Origin of the sequence: Arthrobacter sp. H41 (assembly GCF_000520535.1) — a bacterium.
In the GTDB taxonomy this organism is placed as follows: Bacteria; Actinomycetota; Actinomycetes; order Actinomycetales; family Micrococcaceae; genus Arthrobacter_D.
Map to the genome: position 1 here is coordinate 36,258 of NZ_KI914800.1, position 4,175 is coordinate 40,432.

A 4,175-nucleotide genomic window follows, 5' to 3' on the forward strand; every position below is an offset into this window, starting at 1 on the left:
CGCGGAGTTCGCCCTCCTCGACGGACACTGCGCCATCCGGCACGGCGAGGGCCGCAGCGCAGCGGAAGGCCGCCCCACGCTGGCCCGTGGGTATATCGGACAGCTGGGCAAGGAGTAACGCGAGGTTCGCGTCGTCGTCGCCGTGGCGCCCCGCCCACCGCGCGGAGAAGATGCCGGGCGCTCCGTTCAGGACGTCGACGGCGAGGCCCGAGTCGTCGGCCACGGCGATCAGTCCCGTGGCCCGCGCCGTCTGCTCGGCCTTGAGTGAGGCGTTCGCGGCGAAGGTCACCCCGCTTTCGACGACGTCGGGCGCGCCAGCTGTTTCGGCGTCGATCACCTGGGTGTCGACGTCGAGCCCGGGCACCTGGCCCCTCAGCAGTTCGCGCAGTTCCCGCAGCTTGCCCGGGTTGCGGGTGGCGAGGACCAGGCGCGGTGCGGCCGGCTCACGCAAGCGCCGGGTCCTTCAGGGTGTCGAGCTGGATCCCGGCCAGCTGGGCCGTGCCCAGCAGCGCGAGGTCGAGGAGCGCGTCGAGTTCGTCCCGGTCGAAGGGTGCACCCTCGGCGGTCCCCTGCACTTCCACGAACTTGCCGGAGCCGGTGACCACCACGTTCATGTCGGTCTCGGCGCGGACATCCTCCACGTAGGGAAGATCGAGCATGGGAACGCCGTCGATGATGCCGACGCTGACGGCCGCGACCGTATCGGTGAGCGGTGACGCCGAGGCGGGAATGAGCTTCTTGTCTTTGGCGTACCGAATGGCGTCGGCGAGCGCCACGTAGGCTCCGGTGATCGCCGCGGTGCGGGTGCCGCCGTCGGCCTGGAGCACGTCGCAGTCGAGGACGATGGTGTTCTCGCCGAGCGCCTTGGTGTCGATGATGGAGCGCAGCGACCGGCCGATCAGACGGGAAATCTCATGGGTGCGTCCGCCGATCTTCCCCTTCACCGATTCCCGGTCGGAGCGCGTGTTGGTGGCACGGGGAAGCATCGCGTACTCGGCCGTGACCCAGCCCCGGCCTTCGCCCTTGAGCCAGCGGGGCACGCCGCTGGTCAGGGATGCGGTGCACAGGACCCGGGTGTTGCCGAACTCGATGAGCGCGGATCCTTCGGCCTGCTTGGACCACCCGCGCGTGATGCTGATGTTCCGCAACTGGTCCGGGGTGCGGCCGTCGGCCCGGAGCTTCGGTGATGTGGGCACTGATGCGGACACTGCGGCGGACGGCACGGAGGAGGAAGGACTGGTGGCTGGGCTCATGGTGCCAGTCTAAACCGGCGGCTCTGAACCGGCGGCCCGAAGGGAAGCGCCGGTCAGACCGTGTAGGAGACGCCGGCCACGGCGATGGCAAGGCTTCCCGTGTAGCTCGACCGGGCCTCACCCACCGTCACGTTCGCGTCGTTCCACACGGGCAGGTGCGTCAGCAGGAGCCGCTTGACCGACGCCGCCGTCGCCACCTCACCTGCACGCCGCCCGGTCAGGTGGACGCCGCTGATGGCGTCGTCGCGCCCCTCGTGGAAAGCGGCCTCACAAAGGAAGATGTCCGACGCGGCGGCTGCCTCGACCAGCCCGTCGCAGGCGTCGGTGTCGCCGGAATAGGTGATCACCCGTCGCTCCTCGTTGCCGTCGCTGTTGACCTCGGTCACCTCCACCCGAAGGGCGTAGGCCTCCTCGACCGGGTGCAGCACCGGGAACGGCGTGATGGTGAACGGGCCCACCTGGACGGGCGCGCGTGCCGTCCAGGAGCTGAACCGGAAGTCCTCGTGCATGCCGGGATCCAGTTCGAGGCCGTAGGCGGTGGCCATCCGGTCGGCGGTGGCGGCCGGACCCCACACCGGAATCCGGGGCCGGTTCCACCCGGAGGGGTCCCAGTGCACGGCCACATGCAGCCCACACAGGTCCATGCAGTGGTCGGGGTGCAGGTGGGAGAGGAACACGGCGTCGATCTCGCGCAGGTCCATGTAGCGCTGCAGCGCACCGAGGGAACCGTTGCCGAGGTCCAGCAGGATGCGCCAGGTGCGCCCGTCGGCTTCGGCGGAGAGCAGGTAGCACGACGCCGGCGACTGCGGCCCGGGAAACGAGCCGCTGCAGCCCACGATGGTGAGCTTCATGGATTGCGATTCCCGGCTGCCGCGATTCTCTCCGGCGTGAGGATGGCCATGCTGCCCGTGGGGTACTGCTCGGCCAGGTGGTCCACGTGCTGCACGCTGAGGACTTCGGGGCCGAGGAACCGTCGGGCGAGCACCTCGAAGGAGGCTGCGTTCCCCGTGGCGATGAAGCGGTGTGCCGGGGTCGAGGTGTCATCGGCCAGGAGGTTGTTGGACACCAGTGCGCGGTAGACGTCCTTCGCCGTCTCCTCGGCACTCGAGACGAGGGTGACGGCGTTGCCCATCACATAGGAGATGACCGCGGTGAGCAGCGGGTAGTGAGTGCACCCGAGGACGAGGGTGTCGACGTCGGCCGCCTGCAGCGGCGCGAGGTAGTGCTCGGCAGTGCGCAGCAGGTCCGGCCCCGCCGTCACACCGGCCTCGACGAATTCGACGAACGCCGGGCAGGCAGCCGAGGTGACGGTGAGGTGGGGTGCGGCGGCGAACGTATCGTCGTAGGCGCGTGAGCCGACGGTCGCGGAAGTCCCGATGACGCCGATCCGCCCGCTCCGCGTCGACGCGACGGCGCGGCGGACGGCGGGCTGGATCACTTCGATCACGGGGATTCCGTAGCGTGCCGTGTAGCGTTCACGGGCGTCCCGCAGCACGGCGGCCGAGGCCGAGTTGCAGGCGATCACGAGGAGCTTGACGCCGGAATCGACGAGGTCGTCCATCACCGCCAGCGCATGTGCCCGCACCGCAGCGATCGGGAGTGGACCGTAGGGTCCGTTGGCGGTGTCGCCGACATACATGATCGACTCGTGCGGAAGCTGGTCTATGACCGCCCGTGCGACGGTGAGTCCTCCGACACCGGAGTCGAAGATGCCGATCGGCGCTCCGGTCTTTTTACATCGTGCACTGACGGCGTTGTCTGGGCTCATGATCTCTCGACAATAGGACCTGCCGCTCCCAAAGAACGAACTCATCGGAAGTGGTTCTTGTCACAGCCGAAACGTCAGCGTTCCTGCCGGCTCGCCGTGAGCAGGGCCTGGACGAGCGATTCCTGCAGCCAGGTCACGAAGTTGTAGACCAGGGCCAGGTAGGACTCCACGTCCTCGACGTCGGAGGAATCCCCCACGTCGTGGAGTTTCTCGGCGTCGTCCTCCGTCTCGATGCCCAGACGGTCGGCCAGCACCAGCCGGACGTCATTGAGTGCCTGCGCCATGAGCCGGGCCTGCCCGGGGTTCAGTACCACCGGATTGCCTTCGAGGAGCAGCGCACTGCTGCGGAGCGCACTGATCTTCTGCTCCCGGAGCGAGCGCTCGGTGAGCCGGCGGAACTCGAGCGCTTCGTCGTCGTTGGAGCGAACGCCATCGGGCAGCAGGCGGCGCACCGCGGAGTCCGACGGCGCCACCGCCTCGGTGTCCATTCCCACCATCGCGGCAAGCGGATCGGAACTGGCCGCGGTCTCCGGTTCGAGCATGGAGACGATGTCGTTGAAGAGGTTGCCGAGCAGCCGCACCTCGCCGGGCTCCAGGGAGCCGGAGATGCCGCGTCTCGTGGACTTGAACGCCTTGGCCACGCGCTACTCGCTTCCGGCTTTTTCGAAGGTGGCCCACAATCCGTAGGAATGCATGGCCACGGTATCCTGCTCGGCCTTCTCGCGGTTCCCCGACGCGACGGCGGACCTGCCCTTCTCATGCACTTCGAGCATCAGGCGGCGGGCCTTGGCTTCGCTGTACCCGAAGTAGTCCTGGAAGACGTAACTCACGTAGCTCATGAGGTTCACCGGGTCGTTCCACACCACGACGATCCAGGGCTGGTCAAGAATCGTTCCTACTTCCGACTGCACCTCTTCCCGCGTGCCGGTGTCCGTCGCAAAGCCAACTGTCATAGTTTCCAGTCTAGGACGCCGGGAAGCCTCCCGGTTCCCGGTACTCTCACCGGAGCCCGCTAAGGTTTTGAGGGTGACCATTGTTCCGACGAATTCCGCCCTGTTCACCGACCAGTACGAGCTCACCATGCTGCAGGCGGCCCTCCATTCCGGAGCGGCGCACCGCAGATCCGTGTTCGAAGCCTTCGCGCGGCGCCTGCC

6 protein-coding genes are annotated in these 4,175 nt (G+C 67.8%); all 6 read right to left on the minus strand.

Features of this window, described 5'->3' with window-relative positions; genetic code table 11:
• The coding region (locus Y705_RS19115) for a non-canonical purine NTP pyrophosphatase (RefSeq protein ID WP_081737970.1) at window positions 1-451 on the minus strand (451 nt) is incomplete at its 3' end.
• Window positions 444-1,253 carry a ribonuclease PH gene (rph, locus tag Y705_RS0110410; protein WP_444826179.1) on the minus strand — a complete coding sequence of 270 codons (810 nt, stop codon included), beginning with the start codon at window positions 1,251-1,253 and terminating at the stop codon, window positions 444-446. The genes rph and Y705_RS19115, both read right to left, overlap by 8 nt.
• 53 nt (window positions 1,254-1,306) lie before the next feature.
• Entirely contained in the window at window positions 1,307-2,104 is a 798-nt protein-coding gene (locus Y705_RS0110415) for an MBL fold metallo-hydrolase (RefSeq protein ID WP_026532805.1), read from the minus strand.
• Window positions 2,101-3,021, minus strand: a complete 921-nt coding sequence (murI, locus tag Y705_RS0110420; protein WP_026532806.1) for a glutamate racemase — start codon at window positions 3,019-3,021, stop codon at window positions 2,101-2,103. Before murI ends, Y705_RS0110415 begins: the two co-directional genes overlap by 4 nt.
• A 74-nt stretch (window positions 3,022-3,095) precedes the next feature.
• Complete coding sequence (locus Y705_RS0110425; protein WP_026532807.1) at window positions 3,096-3,662, minus strand: DUF2017 domain-containing protein; 567 nt, start codon at window positions 3,660-3,662, stop codon at window positions 3,096-3,098.
• Between the two features lie 3 nt (window positions 3,663-3,665).
• Entirely contained in the window at window positions 3,666-3,974 is a 309-nt protein-coding gene (gene clpS / locus Y705_RS0110430) for an ATP-dependent Clp protease adapter ClpS (RefSeq protein ID WP_026532808.1), read from the minus strand.
• Window positions 3,975-4,175: the final 201 nt, after the last annotated feature.